Genomic DNA, 21020 nt, shown 5'->3' on the forward strand with positions numbered 1-21020 from the left:
AGAACGGCCGGGACCTTATAAGCGCGGGGCCGCGCGAGGCGGCGGGCGGGCCGGGCTGATGATCACCGATCCATGGTTCTATGTTGCCGCGGTGCCGGGGATTCTGCTGGCCGGCATGGCCAAGGGCGGATTTGGCGGCGCGCTCGGCATGCTCGCCGTGCCGCTGATGGCGCTGGTCATCCCTCCGGTGCAGGCGGCGGCGATCATGCTGCCGATCCTGATCGTCATGGACCTGGTGGGATTGATTGCCTGGCGCGGCACCTTCGACCGGCGCGCGGTCGCGATCGTGCTGCCGGCGGCGCTCGTCGGGGTGGCCGTCGGATGGGCTACCGCGGCCTGGGTGACGGAAGCGCATGTCCGGTTGATCGTCGGCATCGTGGTGGTGCTGTTTACCCTCAACCACTGGTACGGCGGTGCAGCGGGCCGCGAGCCGCGGTCGCACAACCGCCTCAAGGGCTGGTTCTGGGGGGTGGTGTCCGGCTTCACCAGCTTTGTCAGCCATGCCGGTGGGCCGCCGTTCCAGATGTACATGCTGCCGCTCAGGCTCGATCCGAAGCTGTTCGCCGGAACCGCCATCCTCGTGTTCTCCGTCGTCAACGCGGTCAAGGTCGTTCCCTACTTCTTTCTCGGCCAGTTCTCGACGGAAAACCTCTGGACCTCGGCAGCGCTGCTGCCGCTGGCACCGTTGGCGACACTTGCCGGGGTCGTGCTGGTCCGGCGCATCCGGCCGGAGATGTTCTACGGCATCACCTACATGGTGCTGTTCGCGATCGGGCTGAAGCTGATCGGGGACGGCCTGAGGGTGTTGGTCTGACACGCGACGGGCGCGAACGACATCGTTCAGGAAGGGGTGCGGGCAACCCCGGATTCGTCGAAATTCATGCGCACAAGGGTCAGACGGGGCGCGCAGCGATTCTCGAACAAATCTCTCGCGGCCTCATTCGCCGATGATCGCTCCTTCCCAACGACCAGCCGCATTCCGGCGCTGCACGTCTGGCGGCGTCACGATCCTCTTCGCCTCAAGGAAGCCGACCATGGTGTTCGACACCATGATCATGAAGTCGACGAACCGGCGGTTTGAGGCCGCCGACACCAAGGTGACGACGAACGGCGGGTCCGGGGGCCAGCAGAATGTGGGGCCGATCGAGCAGGCGGCGACTCCGTTGCCGATACCCGGAGCTGGCGTTAGCGTCACGGCAATGTCGCTTCGGGGGAAACATCATGAGCGCCTACGACATCGGCCTCGACAAGAATGCCGCCAACTACCAGCCGCTGACCCCGCTCAGCTTCCTCGAGCGGGCGGCGTCGGTGTTTCCCGACCACACGGCGATCATCCACGGCGACAGCCGGACCTCCTACGCGGCGTTCTATGCGCGTGCCCGCAGGCTCGCCTCGGCGCTGGCGCAACGCGGCATCGGCAAGGGGGACACCGTCTCGGTGATGCTCGCCAACACGCCGCCGATGCTGGAGGCACACTACGGCGTGCCGATGACGAAGGCGGTGCTGAACACGCTCAACACGCGGCTCGATGCAGCCGTCATCGCCTTCACGCTCGATCATGCCGAGACCAAGGTGCTGATCACCGACCGGGAATTCGCGCCGACCGTGGCGGAGGCCCTCAAGCTCGCAAAGGTACGTCCACTGGTGATCGACTACGACGACCCGGCGTTTCCGCAGTCCGGTGCGCGGCTCGGGACGATCGACTATGAGGCGTTCCTGGTGGAGGGCGATCCTGCCTATCCCTGGCAGATGCCGGACGACGAGTGGGACGCGATCAGCCTCAACTACACTTCCGGCACCACCGGCAACCCCAAGGGTGTCGTCTACCATCACCGCGGCGCCTATCTGCTCGCGCAGGGCAACGTCATCACAGGCTCGATGCCGAAGCACGCGGTCTATCTGTGGACGCTGCCGATGTTCCACTGCAACGGCTGGTGCTTTCCCTGGACTCTGTCAGTCATCGCCGGCACCCATGTGTGCCTCAGGCAGGTGCGGCAGAAGGCGATATGGGACGCGCTCGCCGACCACCGCGTCACGCATCTGTGTGGCGCGCCGATCGTCATGGCCACCATCCTGAACGCCGCCGACGAGGACAAGCGCCGGCTCGACCACACGGTCGAATTCTTCACCGCCGCCGCGCCGCCGCCTGAGGCGGTGCTGGCGGCGATGGCCGAGAACGGCTTCAACGTCACCCATCTCTACGGCCTGACCGAGACCTATGGTCCGGCCGTCGTCAACGAGTGGAAGCGCGAGTGGGATGCGCTCGACGGCCCGACCCGTGCCGCGCGCAAGGCGCGGCAGGGGGTGCGTTACCTGCCGCTGGAGGCGCTGAGCGTCCGCGATCCGGACACCATGCGGGAGGTACCGGCCGACGGCGAGACGATCGGCGAGGTGATGTTCCGTGGCAACGTCGTGATGAAGGGGTATCTCAAGAACCGCAAGGCGACAGAAGAGGCCTTCGCCGGCGGCTGGTTCCATTCCGGCGACCTCGGCGTGATGCATCCCGATGGCTACATCCAGCTCAAGGACCGCTCGAAGGACATCATCATCTCGGGCGGCGAGAACATCTCGTCGATCGAGGTGGAGGATGCGATCTACAAGCATCCGGCGGTCCAGGCCGTCGCCGTCGTCGCCAAGCCCGACGAAAAGTGGGGCGAGACGCCGTGCGCCTTCGTCGAGGTGCGACCTGGCCACGAGGTGACGGCCGAGGACATCATCGCCTGGTGCCGCGCGCGGCTCGCCCATTTCAAATGTCCGCGCCATGTCGTGTTCGCCGAACTGCCCAAGACCTCGACCGGCAAGGTGCAGAAGTTCGTGCTGAGAGAGATGGCAAAGGGGGTTTGAGGTCGCAGTTCCGCGTCGCTACCCCATCGCCGCCCGAACATAGACCGCCGCCGCCTTCAGCACGTTGTCGACCGCGACGGCCGCCAGGATCAGGCCCATGACGCGGCCGAGGATGTTGGCGCCGGCGGCGCCGATGACCCGGCTGATCGGGTTCGCCGCCAGCAGCGCCAGCCACAGCACGAACAGCACGGCGAGCAGCATCGCCACGGTGTCGGCCTGCTGCATCGGTGAATAGCGGTCATTGTCGGTGAGCAGGACCACGGCGAGCATCGCCCCGGGACCGGCAATTGCGGGGATCGCCAGCGGGTAGACGGCGACCGATGCGTCGGGGTCCGCCGGGGCGCTCATCTCCTGCGCTTGCTGCGGCTTGGTCTGGCCGAACACCATGTTGAGCGCGAACAGGAACAGGACGATGCCGCCGGCGATCTGGAACGAGTAGAGCGGAATGCCGAGCGCGCCGAGCAGAAGCTGGCCTGCGATGATGAAGAACATCAGCACGGCGGCGGCGATCAGCACCGCGATCGTGGCGAGTTTCCTGCGGCGTGCGGCCGCCATGCCGGGAGTGAGGGCAAGGAAGATCGGGACGGTGCTGACCGGGTCGAGAACGACCCATAGCGTCGCCAGGTTGGTGACGAAATCCTGCCAGGACAGATGTATCAGGGTAGCCTCCAGTCAGGCCACCGATCGCCGCATGGCGCCCCGCGGGGCCCGCCCGGCGCGAGGAGACCGCACCCAGCCGGAGCCCTCGCAAAGCATAGCCTGCTTCACCGCGAGTTGCGACGCCTGGCGACAACAGCAAGATGTCCCGACCTCGCCGAGGCGACGGGCGGAGACAGGCGGTCCCGCGGGTCGAACCCCTCGGCCACCGGGCCCGACCGGGCCGGTGGCAACCTCCGCGAGGGGGCGTCGCGGCTAGTGCAGCGAGACGCGCTCCAGACGGATCCGCTCGATCTCCTCCTTCAGACGCAGCTTCTTCTTCTTCAGTTCCGAGACACGGACCGTGTCTGCATATGGCCGGGCCATCTCTTCCTCGATCGACCGCTCCAGCGCCCGATGCTTCTCGACAAGCTCTGCCAGATGTGCAGCGACGGACATCGCCAATCTCCCCTGATGCCGCAACCAGGACGTCGACAGTGTGACACATGGGCAGACCCTTGTCGAACTTCCAGGGGGGATCCGCACGGCGATGCTAACGAATCGCTGGATCGGTCCGGGGTAGTCGCGATACGGGACGGTGCGCCTCGCCGCGGCGCGTCAGCCGTGCTATTCTTGCGCAGCTTCCCCATTCTGACTGCAGGCCCGGAACGAGATGACGGACGACGACGAGGCCGCCATACGCGATCAGCTCGCAAACCTGCGACAGGAGCATCGAGACCTCGACGCGGCCATTGCCGCACTGGAAGCTTCGGTTGTCCGGGATCACCTGCAGATCAAGCGGCTGAAGAAGCGCAAGCTGGCGCTGAAGGATCGCATCACCCATCTGGAGGACCGCCTGACACCCGACATCATCGCCTGAACGGCGAGGGGGTCGGCAGTCCCCGGTTTCCACATCAATCCGAATCATTTCGGCGGCGGGACGCGACGGACCGTTCGTCTTGCTCCCGGCTGTGCCCTCGCTATACTCCGGCGCTTTCCCGAGGGATCAGATGGAATCGGCCGCAACGCCCGTCGCGATCATCATGGGCAGCCAGTCGGACTGGGCGACGATGCGGCATGCGGCGGAGACGCTCGAGGCGCTCGGCATCGCCTACGACGCGCGGATCGTCTCGGCGCACCGTACCCCGGAGCGGCTCTACGCCTTCGCCCGCGGTGCGCGCGACGCCGGTTTCAAGGTGATCATCGCCGGGGCCGGCGGAGCGGCACATCTGCCGGGCATGACGGCGGCGATGACGCCGCTGCCGGTGTTCGGCGTCCCCGTCGAATCGAAGGCGCTCTCGGGCCAGGACAGCCTGCTGTCGATCGTGCAGATGCCGGGCGGTATTCCGGTCGGAACGCTGGCGATCGGCAAGCCCGGCGCGATCAACGCAGCGCTGCTGGCCGCCGCGGTACTGGCACTGGGTGATCCGGCGCTGGCGAAGCGGCTGGACGCCTGGCGTGCGGCACAGACCGCTGCCGTCGCCGAACGACCGAGCGAGGACTGAGGCCGGTCCGCCGGGGTCACATTCCGGCCCGATTGTGTAAAAGATTCTTCTTGCTCGCCGGGTGGCCGATGTTCGGCCTCCGCGCCATCGGAGTGCTCGTCCATGTCGAACCCCCTGCGCGACGGCGTCGAATCCCTCGAGCTGACCACCCAGCTCACGCTCGGTGTGCTGGCGCTGGCGAGCGGCGTCTATACCTATCTGGGTGTCCGCGACCTGCTCGATGGCAATGCCGCGATCGTGTTCTTCGCCGCGATCATCTACTCCGCGGCGGTGTCGGTCGGCATATATGCGTTCTGGACATTCCTGATGCGCTTCACGCCGCATGTGCGCGACATGAAGAGCCGCGTCATGCTGTTTGCCGCGATGCTGCTCGGCTCGGGGATGATCATCGCGATGTCATCGTGGCTGAACGCCGCGGCGCTCGCCGGCTCGGCGGCGCTGGAGCAGCATCTGGCGACGACGCTCAAGGCCTATACCCGCGATCTCGACCGCGCCCACAACGCGGCGCTGGCGACGCAGAGCCTGTTGCCCGACATCCAGATGGCCTCGACCCGCTTCGCCCGCCTGGCCGAGGCCGAGCGGGAGGGCTCGCTCACCGGGACCGCCGGCTCGGGCACCGTGGTCCAGCTGCTCAGCCAGATGTCGGTGCAACTCGACGGCCTGCGTCAGCAGGTCGTGGAGTCGGGCGAGAACGTCAAGGAGCTCTATGCCGAAGGCGGTGCCCGCCTTGCGAAGATGCGCGAGCTGGTTTCGGGGGAAGGGCCGGTCAGCCGGCGCTCCGATGCCTTCGCCACCGAGGCGACCGCACTGCTCGGCATCATCGCGGCGCTGCAGCAGACCTCGGTCGCGGCGTCGGTGAAGCGTGCGGCGCAGGATCTCGCCGCCGGCTTCATCGCGCCGGTGGCGGGCGGCCGCAGCGCCGATCTCGCAGAGCGCCAGACCGCCGTGGTGAGTCGGGTGGAGGAGGCAGTCGCCGCGCAATCGCGGGCGCTCGCCGAGGCTGCCGACGAGATCCTGACCGCGCCGCAGATCGAGCCGACCCAGTTCCAGCCGCTGTCCACCGCCGAGGCCGTGTTGCTCTACGGCGGCGATTTCATTCCGAGCTGGGCCGGCGCAATCTCGATCGACCTGATGCCGGCTGTGCTGGTGCTGATACTCTGCGTCGTCTATGCGGTGATCCGCCGCGACGGGGTGCAGCTGCCCGACGCCACCACCATGACGGCGGCCGAGATGATGGCCGCGCTGCGGTTCGTCCGGGAGCTGGAGCGCGAGCAGGCGGCCACCATGCCGCTGGCGCCGGACACGCCGTCGGTTGCCAGCGCGGCAGGGGTCGCGAGGGATGCGCCGGCAGACGCCCCGGCTGCGGAGTCGGCCCGTGTGTCCGGACCGGGAGCCGCTGAGGGCAAGGCAGTCGCCGACATGTCCGCAGATGCCGCCGTCCAGTCGAAGTCCTCTGAACCGAACGTCACGCCGCTGGCGAGCGCGCGCGGCATCGCGAAGGACTGAGCCGATGACCGGATCACGGGAACTCCGGTCCCTGTCGGGCGATGCGGATGAAACCGCGGGCCGGGATTCGGGCAAGCCTCCCGTTCGCGCCGATGCCGCGGTGCTGCGTTATGCCTTTCTGGTGCTGCTGGCTGCAACGGTGCTGGTGCTGGGGCTCGACTACCGCGAACTGCGCGAGCAGGCCGCCACGGAAGCGCCGCCTGTCGAGCGTCGTGCCGACCTGCCGTCCGGGCCGCTGCCGCCCGCCCGCCCGAACCAGGGCCCGAATCTGCCCGATGCGCCGGATGGTGCAGCGGCCGTGGCGATGACGTTCGAGCTGCTCGGCGACGGGCGGCTGATGGCAACCGGCAGCATCGTGGCCGGTACGGCCGAAGCGTTCGCCGCCGAGATCGGCAAACGCGGTTCCTACGTGAAGACCGTCGTGCTGGCCTCGCCCGGCGGCTCGGTGGCGGATGCGCTGGCGATGGGTCGGCTGATCCGCGAGAAGGGCTATGCAACCGAAGTCGAGGCGGGTACCTACTGCGCCTCGTCCTGTCCGCTGGTGCTGGCGGCGGGGACCGAGCGGCGCGTCGGCGCGTCGGCGGCCGTTGGCGTGCATCAGGTGTTCAGCTGGGCCGACGACCCGGCGGCGCGCCGGGCGACGATGGCCGATGGCATGGCTCAGGCGCAGCGCATTTCCGCCGAGTGCCAGCGCTACCTGGCGAGGATGGGAGTCGATCCGCAGGTCTGGGTGCATGCGATGGAGACGCCCAAGCACACGTTGTTCTATTTCACGCCGGACGAACTGGTGAGTCTCAGGCTGGCGACGTCGGCGGCCGGGGCGACGGTGAGCGCCGCTTCCCGCTGACGCACAGCCATCGGCGCCGGCCCGTTGCGGTGCCGGGCCGGGGCTTGCTACGAACCTGCTGCAAGGTACCGCATCCATGCGGTGCCGGATCCGTCTACAGCGCAGCGCACGGACCAGCCGATGACCGCCGACCCCCTTCCTCCCGGCTCCACGATCGGAATTCTCGGTGGCGGCCAGCTTGGCCGGATGCTGGCAATGGCCGCAGCACGGCTCGGGCTGAGGACGCATGTCTATTGCCCCGATCCCGACAGTCCCGCCTTTGACGTGGCCGCGGCGCGGACGGTTGCCGCCTACACGGACGAGACCGCGCTCACGGCCTTTGCGGCCGGCTGCGACGCTGTGACATTCGAGTTCGAGAACGTGCCTGCCCGCACGGTCGAGGTGCTGTCGGCGCGGTTGCCGACTCGGCCTGGGGCGCGCTCGCTTGCTGTTTGCCAGGACAGGCTCGAGGAAAAGCGGCTGTGCGCCGCGCTCGGGATCGCCACCGCGGACTGGCTGCCCGTCGATGATGCGGAGGGCGCGCGTGCGGCGGCGGCGACGCTCGCCCGGCCAGCGATCCTGAAGACCCGCAGGCTCGGCTATGACGGCAAGGGCCAGGCGTGCGTGGACGGACCTGAGGCTGCGGAGGACGCCTTTGCCGCGATCGGCGGGGCGGTCTCGGTGCTGGAGGCGAGGGTGCCCTTCGCCTGCGAGGTCTCGGTCATCGGCGTGCGCGCCGCAGATGGCGCGTTTGCGGCCTATGACGTCACCGAGAACGAGCACGAGGCCGGTATCCTGCGCACCAGCCGCGTGCCGGCCCGCATCGGTGAGGAGACCGCGGCGGCGGCGCGCGCCATTGCCCGCCGCATCGCCGATGCGCTCGGCCATGTCGGCGTGCTCGGAGTCGAGATGTTCGTCCTGCGCGAGGGCAATTGCGAGAGCCTCCTGGTCAACGAGATTGCCCCGCGCGTCCACAACACCGGTCACTGGACGATCGAGGCCTGTCCGGCGAGCCAGTTCGAGGCGCATGTGCGGGCTGTCGCCGGCTGGCCATTGCCATCGACGCGCCGCGTGGCCGACGCCCGGATGACCAATCTGATCGGCGCCGATGCCGAGGCGTGGGCCGAACTCGCGGCGGAGCCCGGTGCGGCCCTCCACCTCTACGGCAAGCGCGAGGCCCGTCCGGGGCGCAAGATGGGCCATGTGACGCGGCTCGGTCCGACGGCCGATCCCACCCGTCCGTTGACGGTCGGCGAAGTGGACTCGGCCTGAATTCTCTGGTATCTGCACCGCCGATTCCGCTCGCGCCCGGTCCGGGTCGCGAGCTTGATCTGTCCGCTGGCCCGGCGTGGCGGGGCAGCGACAGGCGACAGCAAAGCTCGTCAGGTCAGAGGAAAGGTCGACGCGTGCAGGTCATCGTTCGCGAAAACAACGTGGATCAGGCGCTCAAGGCGCTCAAGAAGAAGATGCAGCGCGAGGGCATCTTCCGCGAGATGAAGCTCCGGAACTTCTACGAGAAGCCGTCGGAGAAGAAGGCACGCGAGAAGGCCGAGTCGATCCGCCGCGCACGCAAGCTGGCCCGCAAGCGCGCCCAGCGCGAAGGGTTGATCCCCGGCAAGCGCAAGCGCTGAGCAGGCGTTCCGCGGGCGGATCAAAGCCGCCCCGATGGCGCCTTGCATCCTATTGTTGCCGCAAAGCGCGGCTAGCCGGGTCGGCATTCCGGTACAGATGATGCCAACCGCGCGCCCCATGCATCCGATCTCCTCGGCGATCCCTCGTCTGATCCTGCTCGGCGCAGCAGCTCTGGCGCTTGCCGGCGGTGGCTGTCAGACCATGCCCGGAGAATCCTTCGCCTCGGCGGATCCCGGCACCTTTGCCGGTGCCTCGGTGAACATCGCCTCGCTGTCCGAGGTGATCGCCCGCAATCCGAATGACGCCAGCGCCTACAATGTTCGTGGCACCGCCTATGGTGCGTCCGGGCGCTATCAGGAGGCGATCCGCGACTTCGACAAGGCGATCGAGCTCGATCCGCGCTTCCACCAGGCCTATGCCAACCGCGCGCTGGTCTATCGCCAGCTTGGCCAGTTCGACCAGGCGCTCAAGGATTACGACCGGGCCATCGCCAACGATCCGCGCTATGCGCCGGCCTATATCGGCCGTGGCAACGTCTATCGCCACAACGGCCAGATATCGCTGGCGCTTGCCGACTTCGACCGCGCCATCCGCCTGCAGCCGGACGATCCGCAGGGCTATCACAACCGCGCGCTGATCTATCAGAGCCGCGGCCTGCACAATTTCGCGGTCGAGGATTTCACCACCGCCATCGGCCTCAATCCGAACGCGCCGGAACCCTATCACGGCCGCGGCATCTCGAATGCCGCGCTCGGCAACTACGACGCCGCACTCGAGGATTACGGGCGTGCGCTCAACTTGAACGTGCGCTATTTCGAAGCCTGGACCAATCGCGGCATCGCCCTCGAGGCAAAGGGCGATTACCGCCAGGCGGTGGATGCCTACAACCGCGCATTGTCGATCAACCCGGGCTATCAGCCGGCCAAGGACGGCCTGGCGCGCCTGCGCACCAAGGTGCCTGGCAGCAGTGGCAGCCTGTTCGGCTCCCGCGCGGGGTAGGTTCGTCCGTCGGGGATCTTGCGCGATCGCCTCTGGTCAGCGGCAGATTCGATCATTAGATTTCCCCCAGCGGGGCTGCCCGGCCCGACAGGAGACTCAAATTCCCCGGGGCCTTATCGATCTCGAAGGGAGCTGTCCCTGGTTGAGCCCGTGGGCTCTTTCATACGGCGCCCACCTACTTGTGTAGGTTCCCGGGATCGAAGTTCTCCATCGGCCGCGGCGGCTCCGCCAGACCCTCGGCGCTGTTTCCTCGCTGCTCCCGGATCCGGCAGATGATCGACCCGACCTCGCTGAAGCGGCGGCTGCGGCTTGTCGGGCGGGCCCGACGGAGCAGGCTGTCACAACAGGCCCGCCGCCGCGCCGCTGCCGAGGTGGCGGGCTATGCGGGCCTTATCGCGATGCTGGCGCAGCGGCGCACCGTGTCCACCTTTGCCGCCTTCGGCGACGAACTCGATACGGCGCCGCTGACCGCGGCCCTTGTGCGGCAGGGCTGCCGGCTGGCGCTGCCGGTCGTCGTCGGGCGGGGCAGACCGCTCACCTTCCGGCGCTGGCGTCCCGGCGATCCGGTTGGCACCGGACCGTTTGGCATCCGCCAGCCGCTCGATACCGCGCCGGAGGAGCAGCCCGGGCTGCTGCTGGTGCCGCTGCTGGCCTTCGATCAGCGCGGCTTCCGCATCGGCTACGGTGGCGGCTTCTACGACCGGACGCTGGCCGCGGCACGCGCCGAGCGCAAGATCCTGGCGATCGGGCTCGGCTTCGCCTGCCAGGAGGTGGCCCGCGTGCCGACGGACCGCTACGATCAGCCGGTGGACATGATCCTGACGGAGGCAGGACTGGTGCAAGCGATTGGACGGTACCGTGCGGCTCCTGTTCCTCGGTGACGTCGTCGGCCGTGCCGGCCGTGAGGCGGTCTGCGCCCGTCTGCCCGAGCTGATCGACCGGCTGTCGATCGACTTCACCGTCGTCAATGGCGAGAACGCGGCCGGTGGCTTCGGCATTACCGAGGCGATCCATGACGAGTTGATCGGCGCGGGGGCGGACGCGATCACGACCGGCAACCACGTCTGGGACCAGCGCGAGGCGCTGGTATTCATCGAACGGGCGCCGCGGCTGCTGCGGCCGGTCAACTTTCCGCCCGGCACACCCGGAGCCGGTGCCGGCCTGTTCGAGGCGCGCGGCGGGGGCCGGGTGCTCGTCATCAGCGTCATGGGCCGGATCTTCATGAACGCGATGGACGATCCGTTCGCCGCGATCGAGCGCGAGCTCTCTGCCTGTCCCCTCGGCGAGGCTGCCGATGCGGTCATTCTCGACGTGCATGCGGAAGCGACGTCCGAGAAACAGGCGGTGGGCCATTTCGTGGATGGCCGGGCAAGTCTCGTGGTGGGCACCCATACCCATGTGCCGACCGCCGACCACCGGGTGCTGAGCGGGGGGACCGCCTTCATCTCCGATATCGGCATGTGCGGCGACTACGACTCGATCATCGGCATGGAGAAGGATGAGCCGCTCAGGCGCTTCCTGACCCAGATTCCGGGCGGACGTTTCGAGCCGGCGCTGGGCGAGGCGACACTCTCGGGGGTGGTGGTGACCACGGATGACCGGACGGGGCTTGCCACTGCCATCGCACCGCTGAGGCTCGGTGGCCAACTCGCGGAGACCTGGCCGCAGATCTGACGCAGCCGCCCGGCGGCAGTGGATTTCCGCGCTTCCCGCGCCTATAAGCGCAGCATTCCAGCGGGTTCGCCCGACGCGCAACCCGCCGTCGCGCGAGACTATCGAGGAATGCCATGGCAGGACATTCACAGTTCAAGAACATCATGTACCGGAAGGGGGCGCAGGACGCGAAGCGCTCCAAGCTGTTCTCCAAGCTCGCCCGCGAGATCACGGTGGCGGCGAAGTCCGGCCTGCCCGATCCCAACATGAACCCGCGCCTGCGGCTGGCGATCCAGAACGCCCGCGCCGAAAACATGCCGAAGGACAACATCGAGCGGGCGATCAGGAAGGCCGAGGGCGGCGAGTCCGAGAACTACGAGGAGGTGCGCTACGAGGGCTACGGACCGGGTGGCGTCGCCATCATCGTCGAGGCGCTGACCGACAACCGCAACCGCACCGCCAGCGTTGTGCGCGCCGCCTTCACCAAGCATGGCGGGGCACTCGGCGAGACCAACAGCGTCGCCTTCATGTTCGACCGGGTCGGCGAGATCGTCTATCCGGCTGCGGTCGGTGATCCGGACACGGTTCTGGAGGCGGCGATCGAGGCGGGCGCCCTGGACGTCCAGAGCGACTCTTCCGGCCACGTTGTCACCTGCGCCTTCGAGGATCTCGGTGAAGTGGCGAAAGCGCTCGAGGAGCGGCTCGGCGCAGCGGACTCGGTGAAGCCGACCTGGAAGCCGAAGACGCTGACCTCGCTCGACGAGGAGAAGGCGAGCTCGCTGATGAAGCTCATAAACGTCCTCGAGGACGACGACGACGTGCAGAACGTATACGCCAACTTCGAGGTCTCGGAGGAGGTGCTTGGCCGGCTGACGGCGGCCTGAGGCGCTGCGGTCCGCTGTCCCTGTTCGCTGCCGACCCAGGCCGCATCACTCCGGTCATAGCGCGCACGGCCGCGCGGGGCCCATAGCGGGATGCCCGTGCACCGATGTCCTGCTATCCGGATCCCGGATCGTGTCGGCGTCCGGGATGACGAAGGCGGGGAGGCTGTGAGATGCGGCAATGTCGTCTGCCGGGTCCGATCCGGGAAAGCTGAAGATGTCCTGGCCAGCCCGCCCGGTCAGTTGAGCGCCAGTCAGTTGAACCGCGGTCAGTTGAGCAAGGGCGACCAGGCCGGATCCGACGCAAAGGAAGGTGTCGGCACGCGGATCTCGTTGTAGCCGGTAAGGTCCACCGACCAGATCTGCGGACCGCCTGCGGCCCCCGGCGTTTCGCGGAAGAACATCAGTACGCGCCCGTTCGGCGCCCAGGTCGGACCCTCGTTGTGGAATCCGGAGGTCAGGATGCGCTCGCCCGACCCGTCCGGACGCATCACGCCGATGGCAAACTGGCCGCCAAGCCGCTTGGTGAAGGCGATCAGGTCGCCGCGCGGCGACCAGACCGGCGTTGCGTAGGCGCCCTGGCCGAAGCTGATGCGCTGCGGGTTGGAGCCATCTGCATTCATGACATACAGCTGCTGGCTGCCGCCACGGTCGGACTCGAACACGATCTGGCGTCCGTCGGGAGAAAACGAGGGGCTCGTGTCGATCGATGGCGTGTTGGTCAGCCGCGTCGTGCGCCGGCTCCTCAGGTCCATCACGTAGATGTTGGCATTGCCGCCCTGCTCGAGGCTGAGCACCACGCGCTGCCCGTCCGGCGAGAATCGCGGCGCGAAGGTCATGCCCGGAAAGTCGCCGACCACTTCGCGCTGGCCGGTTTCGATGTTGAGCAGGTAGACACGCGGCACCTGGCCGTAGGGCTGCGAAACGTAGGTGATCTCCTGACGCGACGGGCTGAAGCGCGGATTGCGGATGATCTCGTCGGGCGAGTTGGTCAGATAGCGCACATTGGCGCCGTCCTGGTCCATGATCGCCAGTCGCCGGACGCGGTTGGTCTTCGGCCCGGTCTCGTCGACGAACACGATGCGTGTGTCGAAATAGCCCTTCTCGCCGGTGAGCCGCTCGTAGATCGCATCGGAGATGATATGGGCGACCCGCCGCCAGTTCTCCGGCGTGGTGAAGAACTGCTGGCCAGTCATCTGCTGGCCGCCGAACACGTCCCAAAGGCGGAATTCCGCCCGCAGCCGCCCGTCCGGCTGGCGTGTCACGCGGCCGGTGACCAGCGCCTGCGCGTTGATCACCCGCCAGCTGCCGAAATTGGGCATCGCGTCGAAGTCTGGCCGTTCGATGAAGGCGGCGGGATCGACGGGCGCAAACAGGCCCGAGCGGCGCAGATTCGCCGAGATCACGTCGGAGATCTGCCTGGCGAACTCGGGATCGCCACCGAAGTCCGGTATGGCGATCGGTAACGGCTGGATGTTGGCTTGCGTGATGTCGATCTCGATCTGCGCATGCGCTGCAGGCGCAGCGAGTGCGGAGACGGTCACTGCAATGGCACAGAGGAAAGCTCTCATGGGCTCCGCTCGGCTGGGAAGGTTCGGGACAGACGGGACACTCGCAACTACCCGCCCATCAGCTCCCTCGGATCGAAGGTCAGGTTGATCTGACGCCACGTATCGTACTTTTCGGGTGGCAGATAGTAGGGCTGGCACCGGTTGACGGCGCGCATCGCGGCCTCGGCGGCAATCATGAAGATGTGATCGCCGGACGGGTTCAGCAGCCGCGGCGGCATTGCCAGCGAACCGTCGATATTGAGCTCCATGCCGATGCGCACCTGCAGCTGCCCGGCCTCGAGCACGCCCACCGGCGGGCTCCAGCAGCGGGCGATCTGCTGACGCAGCGCGTCGATCTCGCTGATCGACAAAGTGCCGGTGCCGCCGGAGGCGACCCCGTAGGCGGGGTTCACAGAGGCGGTCCGTACCGGAGCGCCGCCACCGGAATCGGGGATCTTGTTGAGCAGCGCGGCGATGTTGTCGGCGTCGAACTTGCGCTCGGGCCTGGCCGGCTGCGGCGTCGGCGGCTTCGGCTTGGCGGCGACCTTCGGCTTGACCTTCGGGATCGGCGCATCGGCCAGCGGCTGCGGCGCGGGCTCCTCGGCCGCCTTCGGAGCGGGCTCAGGCAGCGGCGGCGTCTCGGCGGCGTCTGGCACTGCCGCCGTGCGCAACGGTGCCGGCTCGGGGTCCGGCGCTGGCGCCGGTTCCGGAGCGGCAGCGGTCTCCTTCGGCGGTGCGGGCTTCGGCTTCTCCACCACCTTGTCAGCCTCCGGCATCTCGGCGGCGGCCGGCGGCGCCTCGCGGTCGCCGTCCTTCGTGCCGGCGGTCAGCTCGGTGAACTCGGCGACGGTGAGGATCTCGATCGGGATCGCCGGCTGGGATCTGGTCTCGAACGGGCTTGTCCCGAAGGCGATCAGCCCCCAGCCGATGATCAGCGCATGTCCGGCAGTGGAAACGGAGAGTGCGGCGCGCATCCGACGGCCTCAGCGTTGCCCCTGCTCGATGTCGGTGACGAGCGCGATGCGCCGGAAGCCGGCCTGGTTGAGCCGTCCCATGACGCGCATCACCGTCCCGTAGTCGACCGTGCGGTCGCCGCGCACGAAGACCCTCTCCTCGACGCCTCGTTCGGCGATCGCCGTCAGCTTCGGCACCAGTTCCTCGACCGTGATCTCGGTGTCCTGCAGGAACACCCGCCCCTGGTTGTCCACGCTGACGGTCAACGGTTCCTTCTGGCCCTCCAGCGGCTTGGCCTGGGTCTCGGGCAGATCGATCGGTACGCCGACGGTCAGCAGCGGCGCCGTGACCATGAAAACGATGAGCAGGACGAGCATCACGTCCACGAACGGCGTGACGTTGATCTCGCTCATCGGCCGGTATCGGCGACCGCGCCGGCGACCGGCGCCACCGTTCCCCGCGAGGCTCGCACCCATGGCTCAGCTTCTCTCGTCCAATTGCCGCGAAAGTATGGCGCCGAACTCGTCGGCGAAGCCCTCCAGACGAGCGATCAGCTTGCTGACGTCATTGGAGAACTTGTTGTAGCCGATCACCGCCGGTATCGCCGCCAGCAGACCGAGCGCGGTGGCGAACAGCGCCTCGGCGATGCCCGGCGCGACCACCGCCAGACTGGTCGATTCCGATGCCGCGATCGAGGTGAACGCGTTCATGATCCCCCACACCGTGCCGAACAGGCCGATGAACGGCGCGGCCGAACCGACTGTGGCGAGGAACAGCAGCCGGCTCTCGAGCCGAGTCGACTCGCGCGAGATGGTGACGTCCATCACCTTCTCGATGCGCGACTGCAGGCCGAGCAGCGACAGGGCGCCGGTCTCGTGGCTGCGCTTCCATTCGCGCATCGCGGCGACGAACAGTGCGGCCATCGCGTGGTTGGGACGGGTCGCCAGCGTGCGGTAGAGCTCGTCCAGCGAGTGGCCCGACCAGAACACCTTCTCGAACTGGTCCATCCGAGCCCGCGCCCGACGATAGGCAAAGGTCTTCTCGATGATGATGGCCCAGCACCAGATCGAGGCCATGACCAATCCGATCATTACCAGCTTGACGACGATGTCCGCCTGCAGGAACAGCGACAGCATCGACAATTCGCCCGGCGCATGCAGGCCTGTCGACTCCAGCGGCGTCATTAGCTGACCCTCTTCCGATCCGGTCTCGTGGACATGATCCGCGCCTGCCCGGCCGCGGACGCAGACTCCCTGTCCGGGATGATGCCGGCGGGCAGCTGCGAAAACGTGTTGCAAAGCAACATCTGGTCGCGGCCGAATATGTCAAATCAAGGGCCGGACATCGGCCCGACCCCTCCTACACCAAGCATTCGCTATGGTTAAGGCTCCGTTACGGGCTGTTGTCGGCGACATCCCCGCGGCTCTCGCCGAGCACCCGGCGCAGCTCGGGCGGGATCCGCCTCGCGCGCCCGTCGCGCGTCACCAGTGCCACCTGCACATCGGCTGAGACGAGCAAGGTATCGCCCCGGCGGATCTCCTGGGCGAGGATCATCGAGGCGCCGCGCATCTCCTTCACACGGGTCACCACCTCGACCACGTCGTCGATCCTGGCCGGCCGCTCGAAGGAGATCGTCATGCGCCGGACGGCGAAGGCTACCGGATCCCTGCCCTCGAACAGCTCGGCGTGATCGGCGCCGGACAGCCGCATGAAGTCCGACCTGCCGCGCTCCATGAAGCGGAGGTAGCTGGCGTGGTAGACGACACCGGAGAAGTCGGTGTCCTCGAAATAGACCCGCACCGGCAGGATGTGCCGGCCCTGGACGATGCGGCCCGCAAGGTCGGGCCAGGCTGTGTCGGCAGTGCTGTTCATGGCGCCCTTATGCGACGGGAGCGGGACGCCTGTCGACTGCCCCGTCCAGGCCTTCCTGCGCTGGCGCGCCACCGTCCGGCGCTGCGGTGCGACCGCGGTTGCCGATCACATCCGCGTCCGATCCTCGCGCAGGCTGCCGCCCCTCACGGCTCGGCGTCGTCGGCGAACAGCCCCATCTGCGGGGCGAATTCGCTCGGCACGGCAAGGCCCATGTGGCGGAAGGCATGCGGGGTGAGCAGGCGGCCGCGCGGCGTGCGCTGCACGAAGCCTTGCTGGATCAGATAGGGCTCGATGATCTCCTCAATCGCGTCGCGCGGCTCGGACAGTGCGGCCGCGATCGTCTCGATGCCAACCGGGCCGCCGCCGAACTTCATCGCGATGGTCGACAGATAGCGCCGGTCGAGGCCATCGAGGCCGAGCGCGTCGACCTCGAGCTCGATCAGCGCCCGGTCGGCGATCGCCCGGTCGATCCTGCCACTGCCGACGATCATGGCGAAGTCGCGCACACGCCGCAGCAGACGGCCCGCCACCCGCGGCGTTCCCCGCGCGCGGCGGGCGATCTCCATCGCCCCGTCGTCAGCGATGTCGATGCCGAGCACGCGGGCGCCGCGTCGCACGATCAGTTCCAGTTCCGCCTGATTGTAGAAATCCAGCCGCACCGGAATGCCGAACCGATCACGCAGCGGGGTCGTCAGCAGCCCGGAGCGGGTCGTCGCCCCGATCAGCGTGAATCGGGCGAGATCGATCCTGACCGACCGTGCCGCGGGCCCCTCGCCGATGATGAGATCGAGCTGGAAGTCCTCCATCGCCGGATAGAGGATCTCCTCGACCGCCGGGTTGAGCCGGTGGATCTCGTCGATGAACAGGACATCGCGCTCCTCGAGATTGGTGAGCAGCGCGGCGAGATCGCCTGCCCTCGCGATTACCGGCCCAGAGGTGGCGCGGAAGTTCACGCCGAGTTCGCGCGCGACGATCTGGGCGAGCGTGGTCTTGCCGAGTCCGGGCGGGCCGGCGAACAGCACATGGTCGAGCGCCTCGCCGCGTGCGCGCGCCGCCTCGATGAAGATGCGGAGATTGTGCCGCGCCTGGGCCTGGCCGACGAAACTGTCGAGCGTCTGCGGCCGGAGCGAGGCATCTGCCTCATCCTCGATCCGCTCTCCCGCATCGATCAGGCGATCGCTCACCGCGCCAGTTCCTTCAGCCCGAGCCGGATCAGCGTTTCGGCGGTGGCGTCCGCGCCGGCCGTCTTAAGCGCGATGGCGACGGCCGCGCCCGCCTGCGCCTGACCATAACCGAGATTGACAAGCGCCGACACCGCGTCGCGCGATGCGCTGGGCAGGCGCTGGTCGCCGATCTCGTTGGCAACCTTCGCGAACGCGGCATCGAAGCCGCCGACTGTCGGCGCCTTGTCGCGCAGTTCCGTGATGATGCGACCCGCCACCTTCGGCCCGACGCCGGGGGCGCGGGCGATCATCGCCTTGTCCTGCATGGCGATGGCATTGCCGAGATCCGCGACCGACAGCGTTCCGAGCACTGCCAGCGCCACCCGCGACCCGACTCCCTGCACGGTGATCAGCAGCCGGAACCACTGCCGCTCCGCCTCGCTCAGGAAGCCGTAGAGGCGGATGTGATCCTCGCGGATGAAGGTCTCGATGAACAGCGTGGCCGCCTCGCCGGGATGAAGCGCGGCGAGCGTGCGCGTCGAGCAGGTCGTCACGTAGCCGACCCCACCGACATCAATGATCGCCCAGTCCTCGCCGAGCGAGTCGACGGTGCCCTTCAGCTTGCCGATCACCGTCGCGCTCGCATGGACGAGGACTCGTCTCCGGATGTCGTCGGGGCTTCGTCGGCCGGCCTGTTCATCATGATGGCTGTCGGGCTCTCCGTCACGGTGACGTCAACTCCGATGCCGGACGTGAACCCGCAGCCGGCGCGCACGCATTCCGGGATCGTCACACGGCCTATTGTCGACACTTGCATGGCTACAATTCCCTGCAGGGATTCCTAGGCGCGATGGCGTGAACAAGTCAAGAACATCTCATCCGGCCAGCGCCTTGGCCAGCACCCTTGACGCCCGGTGATGAGCGTGTGTGACGGCGATCGCGAGCGCGTCGGCCGCGTCGTCGCTATCGACCCGCGCCTTCGGCAGGAGAACCTGGATCATCATCCGGATCTGCTTCTTGTCGCCGTGGCCGGTGCCGATCACCGTCTTCTTGACGAGGTTCGGTGCGTATTCTGCGACCGGGAGTCCGCGCGAGGCCGGAACCAGCAGGGCGATGCCGCGCGCCTGGCCGAGCTTCAGGGTTGCGGCGGCGTCGCGGTTGACGAAGGTCTGCTCGACGGCGGCCTCATGCGGCGCCTGCGCGTCGAGGACCGCACACAGCCCCGCATGGATCTGCAGCAGCCGCTCGGCGAGGCCGAGCCGCTCGTCGGAGGTCACGCACCCGGCGCCGACGAAGGCCAGCGCATTTCCTGTCAGGTCGAGTACGCCCCAGCCGGTGCGTCGCAGGCCGGGGTCGATGCCGATGATGCGAATCGTGGACGCTGCCATGCGCCGATCTAGCCCCATGCATGCCGGCAAGACCAGCGCGGCAGGCGCTCGGATGCGCTATGCTGGCGCCTCACCTGATCCGTGCTCCGCGCTATCCGCATGCTTCCTGATTCCGCAACCCTGGTGGCGATCGTGGCGGTCGCACTGGCCGGCTTCGTCGGCGGCTTCGCCGGCTTCGGTGGCGCGATGATCTTCATGCCGGTGGCGAGTGCGCTGATCGAACCGCGTGTGGCCGCCGCCTCATTCCTGGTGACCAGCACCGTACTTATGATGCCGCTGGTCTGGAGCGCGATGCGCATCTGCGCATGGCGCACCGTACTGCCCGCCTCGATCGGCGCGACGCTTACCGTACCGCTGGGGGCGGCGGTGCTGGCGATCGGCGACCCGGTGGCCATCCGCTGGGCGATCAGCGCGGTAGTGCTCGGACTTCTCGCGCTGATGATGTCCGGCTGGCGCTATGCCGGTCAGCCCGGACCGGTGGTCGCGACCGGCGTCGGCGGCGTTTCGGGGCTGCTCGGTGGCCTCGCCCAGATCGCCGGGCCGCCGGTCATCGTGTTCTGGATGAGCGGCCCCAACACGTCGGTCACGGTGCGCGCCAACCTGATCAGCTTCTTCACAATCGTCAGCGCCTCCTCGTTCGCAGCCTATGCCTGGAACGGCTTCTTCACGGTCGAGGCGATGCGCCAGACGCTGATGCTGGCCCCGGCCTACGGCATCGCGCTGTTCCTCGGGGCTCGGATGTTCCGGCGGGCGAGCGAGCGCGGCTATCGCAGGCTCGCCTATGCGATCATTGCCACGGCCGCGGTCAGCAGCCTGCCTTTGCTCGACGGCCTGCTGCGCTAGATGTTCGGAGTCTCCAGGTCGTGCAGCTTCTCCGGAGCAGGTGCACGGCGTGTCGAACCTTGACAACAAGGTATCGCGCCGGGCACTGCAGGTGCGTCGGACCTGCCGTCCGGACTGGGGGCGAGGGGGCGTTAACCACGTTTCGGAACGAGCGGTTAAGGAAAACCGCCTAGGTAAACCGTACGTGTATCCGGTCCAGTCGAGGGAGTTTGCCGGAATGTCAAGTTTCATGGTGATGGGCCGGGGCGTGCGCCTGATGGCCTTGCTTGTCCTGGCGCTTGTGGTTGCGGCCTGCGCCCAGAAGCAGCAGCAGCCGGGGGTCGGTAACGTTACCCCGGGCAGCGCGCAGGATTTCGTCGTCAATGTCGGCGACCGCGTGTTCTTCGAGACGGACTCCGTCACGCTGACCGCCCAGGCGCAGGACACGCTCCGCCGTCAGGCGCAATGGTTGGCGCTGTATCCATCCTATACGATCACCGTGGAAGGTCATGCCGACGAGCGAGGCACGCGCGAATACAATCTGGCACTCAGCGCCCGGCGCGCGCAGGTGGCGCGCGACTTCCTGGTCGCCCAGGGCGTCCAGCCGATGCGCATCCGCACCGTCTCCTACGGCAAGGAGCGGCCGGTCGCTGTCTGCGACAACGAATCCTGCTGGTCGCAGAATCGTCGCGCCGTCACGGTGGTCAACAACGCGCCGGGGAGCTGATCGGCGCGCTGGCGCGGCGGCCCGGCGCTGCCTCGTGACGGATGGTCGGCCCGCCCCTGGTG

25 protein-coding genes and 1 other RNA gene are annotated in these 21020 nt (G+C 67.8%); 15 read left to right on the forward strand and 11 right to left on the reverse strand.

All coding sequences use genetic code 11. The features are described from left to right. The first annotated feature begins 58 nt into the window (after positions 1–58). Positions 59–814 (forward strand): sulfite exporter TauE/SafE family protein, encoded by a 756-nt coding sequence (locus EDC22_RS00970; RefSeq protein ID WP_132804731.1) that lies wholly within the window; start codon positions 59–61, stop codon positions 812–814. Between the two features lie 123 nt (positions 815–937). Here EDC22_RS00970 and EDC22_RS00975 read toward each other — a convergent pair whose 3' ends face one another. Beyond that, positions 938–1195, reverse strand: a complete 258-nt coding sequence (locus EDC22_RS00975) for a hypothetical protein (RefSeq protein WP_132804732.1) — start codon at positions 1193–1195, stop codon at positions 938–940. 26 nt (positions 1196–1221) lie between these two features. Between EDC22_RS00975 and EDC22_RS00980 the strand changes: the two genes are divergently transcribed. Then, entirely contained in the window at positions 1222–2844 is a 1623-nt protein-coding gene (locus tag EDC22_RS00980; protein ID WP_132804733.1) for an acyl-CoA synthetase, read from the forward strand. An 18-nt stretch (positions 2845–2862) separates the two neighbouring features. Here the strand turns inward: EDC22_RS00980 and EDC22_RS00985 are convergent, their stop codons facing one another. Together EDC22_RS00985 and EDC22_RS00990 are read right to left on the reverse strand one after the other, a co-directional pair. Continuing rightward, positions 2863–3516, reverse strand: coding sequence for a MarC family protein (locus EDC22_RS00985; protein WP_342635137.1), 654 nt, complete (start codon positions 3514–3516; stop codon positions 2863–2865). Positions 3517–3756: 240 nt separating this feature from the next. After that, the gene (locus tag EDC22_RS00990; RefSeq protein WP_132804735.1) at positions 3757–3939 is read right to left on the reverse strand and encodes a DUF465 domain-containing protein; all 183 of its coding nucleotides are present in this window, start codon (positions 3937–3939) and stop codon (positions 3757–3759) included. Between the two features lie 214 nt (positions 3940–4153). Between EDC22_RS00990 and EDC22_RS00995 the strand changes: the two genes are divergently transcribed. The 11 genes from EDC22_RS00995 (at position 4154) to EDC22_RS01045 (ending at position 12485) form a co-directional block, all read left to right on the forward strand. Continuing rightward, entirely contained in the window at positions 4154–4360 is a 207-nt protein-coding gene (locus EDC22_RS00995; protein ID WP_132804736.1) for a YdcH family protein, read from the forward strand. A 130-nt stretch (positions 4361–4490) separates the two neighbouring features. Beyond that, a complete protein-coding gene (purE, locus tag EDC22_RS01000; protein ID WP_132804737.1) occupies positions 4491–4985 on the forward strand; it encodes a 5-(carboxyamino)imidazole ribonucleotide mutase in 495 nt (164 codons plus the stop codon). 102 nt (positions 4986–5087) lie between these two features. After that, positions 5088–6491, forward strand: coding sequence for a hypothetical protein (locus tag EDC22_RS01005; protein WP_132804738.1), 1404 nt, complete (start codon positions 5088–5090; stop codon positions 6489–6491). Between the two features lie 4 nt (positions 6492–6495). Next, positions 6496–7338 (forward strand): COG3904 family protein, encoded by an 843-nt coding sequence (locus EDC22_RS01010; RefSeq protein ID WP_245499571.1) that lies wholly within the window; start codon positions 6496–6498, stop codon positions 7336–7338. 120 nt (positions 7339–7458) lie between these two features. Beyond that, positions 7459–8589 (forward strand): 5-(carboxyamino)imidazole ribonucleotide synthase, encoded by a 1131-nt coding sequence (locus tag EDC22_RS01015; RefSeq protein WP_132804739.1) that lies wholly within the window; start codon positions 7459–7461, stop codon positions 8587–8589. A 134-nt stretch (positions 8590–8723) separates the two neighbouring features. Further along, positions 8724–8948 (forward strand): 30S ribosomal protein S21, encoded by a 225-nt coding sequence (rpsU, locus tag EDC22_RS01020; RefSeq protein ID WP_132804740.1) that lies wholly within the window; start codon positions 8724–8726, stop codon positions 8946–8948. Positions 8949–9045: 97 nt separating this feature from the next. Beyond that, a complete protein-coding gene (locus EDC22_RS01025) occupies positions 9046–9948 on the forward strand; it encodes a tetratricopeptide repeat protein (RefSeq protein WP_132804741.1) in 903 nt (300 codons plus the stop codon). A 69-nt stretch (positions 9949–10017) separates the two neighbouring features. Beyond that, a non-coding RNA gene (gene ssrS / locus EDC22_RS01030) (6S RNA) lies at positions 10018–10178 on the forward strand. Positions 10179–10220: 42 nt separating this feature from the next. Beyond that, positions 10221–10829, forward strand: a complete 609-nt coding sequence (locus EDC22_RS01035) for a 5-formyltetrahydrofolate cyclo-ligase (RefSeq protein WP_245499572.1) — start codon at positions 10221–10223, stop codon at positions 10827–10829. Continuing rightward, the gene (locus tag EDC22_RS01040; protein WP_132804742.1) at positions 10807–11622 is read left to right on the forward strand and encodes a TIGR00282 family metallophosphoesterase; all 816 of its coding nucleotides are present in this window, start codon (positions 10807–10809) and stop codon (positions 11620–11622) included. Before EDC22_RS01035 ends, EDC22_RS01040 begins: the two co-directional genes overlap by 23 nt. 113 nt (positions 11623–11735) lie before the next feature. Then, positions 11736–12485, forward strand: a complete 750-nt coding sequence (locus tag EDC22_RS01045; protein WP_132804743.1) for a YebC/PmpR family DNA-binding transcriptional regulator — start codon at positions 11736–11738, stop codon at positions 12483–12485. A 266-nt stretch (positions 12486–12751) separates the two neighbouring features. On the opposite strand, the gene tolB is transcribed toward EDC22_RS01045, so the two are convergent. The 8 genes from tolB to ruvC form a co-directional block, all read right to left on the reverse strand. Next, positions 12752–14053: a Tol-Pal system beta propeller repeat protein TolB gene (gene tolB / locus EDC22_RS01050; protein ID WP_132804744.1), complete on the reverse strand. Its 1302-nt coding sequence runs from the start codon at positions 14051–14053 to the stop codon at positions 12752–12754. A gap of 47 nt (positions 14054–14100) precedes the next feature. Beyond that, positions 14101–15006, reverse strand: a complete 906-nt coding sequence (locus EDC22_RS01055) for a cell envelope integrity TolA family protein (RefSeq protein ID WP_132804745.1) — start codon at positions 15004–15006, stop codon at positions 14101–14103. A 9-nt stretch (positions 15007–15015) separates the two neighbouring features. After that, positions 15016–15462 carry a protein TolR gene (gene tolR, locus EDC22_RS01060; protein ID WP_132804746.1) on the reverse strand — a complete coding sequence of 149 codons (447 nt, stop codon included), beginning with the start codon at positions 15460–15462 and terminating at the stop codon, positions 15016–15018. A gap of 3 nt (positions 15463–15465) precedes the next feature. Beyond that, positions 15466–16170: a protein TolQ gene (gene tolQ, locus EDC22_RS01065; protein WP_132804747.1), complete on the reverse strand. Its 705-nt coding sequence runs from the start codon at positions 16168–16170 to the stop codon at positions 15466–15468. Positions 16171–16378: 208 nt separating this feature from the next. After that, a complete protein-coding gene (gene ybgC / locus EDC22_RS01070; RefSeq protein ID WP_132804748.1) occupies positions 16379–16858 on the reverse strand; it encodes a tol-pal system-associated acyl-CoA thioesterase in 480 nt (159 codons plus the stop codon). Between the two features lie 143 nt (positions 16859–17001). Further along, complete coding sequence (gene ruvB / locus EDC22_RS01075) at positions 17002–18042, reverse strand: Holliday junction branch migration DNA helicase RuvB (RefSeq protein ID WP_132804749.1); 1041 nt, start codon at positions 18040–18042, stop codon at positions 17002–17004. Then, a complete protein-coding gene (gene ruvA, locus EDC22_RS01080; RefSeq protein ID WP_132804750.1) occupies positions 18039–18653 on the reverse strand; it encodes a Holliday junction branch migration protein RuvA in 615 nt (204 codons plus the stop codon). Before ruvA ends, ruvB begins: the two co-directional genes overlap by 4 nt. Positions 18654–18896: 243 nt before the next feature. Then, positions 18897–19409: a crossover junction endodeoxyribonuclease RuvC gene (ruvC, locus tag EDC22_RS01085; RefSeq protein ID WP_132804751.1), complete on the reverse strand. Its 513-nt coding sequence runs from the start codon at positions 19407–19409 to the stop codon at positions 18897–18899. A 99-nt stretch (positions 19410–19508) separates the two neighbouring features. Between ruvC and EDC22_RS01090 the strand changes: the two genes are divergently transcribed. Then, positions 19509–20252: a TSUP family transporter gene (locus EDC22_RS01090; RefSeq protein ID WP_132804752.1), complete on the forward strand. Its 744-nt coding sequence runs from the start codon at positions 19509–19511 to the stop codon at positions 20250–20252. A gap of 217 nt (positions 20253–20469) precedes the next feature. Beyond that, positions 20470–20958, forward strand: a complete 489-nt coding sequence (pal, locus tag EDC22_RS01095; RefSeq protein WP_132804753.1) for a peptidoglycan-associated lipoprotein Pal — start codon at positions 20470–20472, stop codon at positions 20956–20958. Positions 20959–21020 lie beyond the last annotated feature (62 nt).

Source organism: Tepidamorphus gemmatus, assembly GCF_004346195.1.
GTDB classification, from domain to species: Bacteria; Pseudomonadota; Alphaproteobacteria; order Rhizobiales; family Tepidamorphaceae; genus Tepidamorphus; species Tepidamorphus gemmatus.

Coding starts and splice junctions, on each gene's coding strand:
- tolB (WP_132804744.1), bottom strand. CDS start 14,053: ATGAGAGCTTTCCTCTGTGCCATTGCAGTGACCGTCTCCGCACTCGCT.
- EDC22_RS01005 (WP_132804738.1), top strand. CDS start 5,088: ATGTCGAACCCCCTGCGCGACGGCGTCGAATCCCTCGAGCTGACCACC.
- EDC22_RS00980 (WP_132804733.1), top strand. CDS start 1,222: ATGAGCGCCTACGACATCGGCCTCGACAAGAATGCCGCCAACTACCAG.
- tolR (WP_132804746.1), bottom strand. CDS start 15,462: ATGGGTGCGAGCCTCGCGGGGAACGGTGGCGCCGGTCGCCGGCGCGGT.
- EDC22_RS01045 (WP_132804743.1), top strand. CDS start 11,736: ATGGCAGGACATTCACAGTTCAAGAACATCATGTACCGGAAGGGGGCG.
- EDC22_RS00995 (WP_132804736.1), top strand. CDS start 4,154: ATGACGGACGACGACGAGGCCGCCATACGCGATCAGCTCGCAAACCTG.
- tolQ (WP_132804747.1), bottom strand. CDS start 16,170: ATGACGCCGCTGGAGTCGACAGGCCTGCATGCGCCGGGCGAATTGTCG.
- EDC22_RS01035 (WP_245499572.1), top strand. CDS start 10,221: ATGATCGACCCGACCTCGCTGAAGCGGCGGCTGCGGCTTGTCGGGCGG.
- EDC22_RS01015 (WP_132804739.1), top strand. CDS start 7,459: ATGACCGCCGACCCCCTTCCTCCCGGCTCCACGATCGGAATTCTCGGT.
- EDC22_RS01010 (WP_245499571.1), top strand. CDS start 6,496: ATGACCGGATCACGGGAACTCCGGTCCCTGTCGGGCGATGCGGATGAA.
- purE (WP_132804737.1), top strand. CDS start 4,491: ATGGAATCGGCCGCAACGCCCGTCGCGATCATCATGGGCAGCCAGTCG.
- pal (WP_132804753.1), top strand. CDS start 20,470: ATGTCAAGTTTCATGGTGATGGGCCGGGGCGTGCGCCTGATGGCCTTG.
- ybgC (WP_132804748.1), bottom strand. CDS start 16,858: ATGAACAGCACTGCCGACACAGCCTGGCCCGACCTTGCGGGCCGCATC.
- ruvC (WP_132804751.1), bottom strand. CDS start 19,409: ATGGCAGCGTCCACGATTCGCATCATCGGCATCGACCCCGGCCTGCGA.
- EDC22_RS00990 (WP_132804735.1), bottom strand. CDS start 3,939: ATGTCCGTCGCTGCACATCTGGCAGAGCTTGTCGAGAAGCATCGGGCG.
- EDC22_RS01055 (WP_132804745.1), bottom strand. CDS start 15,006: ATGCGCGCCGCACTCTCCGTTTCCACTGCCGGACATGCGCTGATCATC.
- EDC22_RS00970 (WP_132804731.1), top strand. CDS start 59: ATGATCACCGATCCATGGTTCTATGTTGCCGCGGTGCCGGGGATTCTG.
- EDC22_RS01025 (WP_132804741.1), top strand. CDS start 9,046: ATGATGCCAACCGCGCGCCCCATGCATCCGATCTCCTCGGCGATCCCT.
- EDC22_RS01090 (WP_132804752.1), top strand. CDS start 19,509: ATGCTTCCTGATTCCGCAACCCTGGTGGCGATCGTGGCGGTCGCACTG.